The sequence below is a fragment of the Stenotrophomonas sp. 05L44_2 genome, assembly GCF_056665995.1.
Genome location: NZ_JBFTNR010000975.1, coordinates 1 through 1,184, shown reverse-complemented (window position 1 = coordinate 1,184; position 1,184 = coordinate 1). Strand labels below are relative to the sequence as shown.

General features: G+C 62.4%; 2 pseudogenes. One reads left to right on the top strand and one right to left on the bottom strand.

Going from position 1 to position 1,184, the window contains the following annotated elements:
• A pseudogene (locus tag AC1VAN_RS22455) lies at positions 1 to 238 on the bottom strand (hypothetical protein); the annotation flags it as partial.
• 760 nt (positions 239 to 998) lie between these two features.
• Between AC1VAN_RS22455 and AC1VAN_RS22450 the strand changes: the two are divergent.
• Positions 999 to 1,184: pseudogene (locus tag AC1VAN_RS22450) on the top strand (hypothetical protein); the annotation flags it as partial.

Here is a 1,184-nt window from a genome sequence, read left to right as displayed (position 1 = left end):
CGGCGGCGCCAGCCGTCTTGATTTCCAGGCCGTAGCTCCATTCCGGCGTCAGCGTGCCGCCGTAGCCGAAATGACCCGGGCCGAAACTCTGCGCGGGCGCCTGCATGGCCTGCGATACCCGTTCAAGGGTCAGTTCACGGGTGGAGGTGGTGTCCTTGATCAGATCCAGCAGGCGCAACAGAAGTTGATCTGCGGTGAGCGCAGACGGCGTTGCGGCGTCGGAGGCAGTCGATGCCATGGGAGCGGGTCCTTGAGAAGTCGACGAATGGTCAGTCGCGTGTGCGCAGGCGCAGAGCGAGGCCGCACTTAGGACGATCGTCCACGGCCGTGTGAATGCGTACCCAAGCATAAGCGTTCCCTGCATGTTGAGCGCTGACCCTAAAGTGGCCCAGGTGAATCACAGGTTAAATGCAATTGACGATTGCTGGCACCGGGGTCGGGCGCTTCGGACCTCAGGTGTTTGCTGCAAGCGGAGTTGCCAGCGCCGGGCTCTCCCTGGCGGCGCGCAGTCGGCTCTGGATGCCATGGAATTTTCTTCACTTCCTCATTCCTTGAGAGGTGGCAGCATCCAGCCGTGAGTCGATCAAGCACTGGCGTGGCCTTGAATTGCAGGCCTCCCTGCCGTTTTCCCGCGACCGACACCCGCCAGCTTGTTTCCGGCACATTTGCGCAGCGTTGAACGTGGTCCTGCGAGGCCACTCCCCTCGGCAAGGAGGCCCGCGATGCACAGTCCTGTTCACGCGTATACCTACCGCATCAGCAACCAGCCTATCGCGCAGGCAGCGTGCGCTGGTGTTGGCAGACATGCTGAAGACGTTGCTGCGGTTCATGCAGCCTCAGACAGAATTCTTCCGTGAGTTGAGCACCGATGGTTGGCTCTGCATCCCGCAATGCGCAGAGCCACTACATGCATGCGAGTCGCCCCATGGCGCTGCTTCGTTCGCAGCACTGGGCGCGCATCTCGTCCACGATGTCCACGCAGGCTTCCGAGGTGCACGATGAGCAACGAATCGAGAGGAGCCCTGCCGCCCCTGGATCTGGATGATGCCAAGGCCGCGCAGATGATTGGCAAGCTGGTGCTGGTGGGCGTTACCCGTTTTGGCGGCGATGGCCAGGTGCAGGGGCTGGAGCAGTTTGCCGGCACCGTGCTGAGGGTCAGTGCCGAAGAAGGGCTGGTGCTGGCC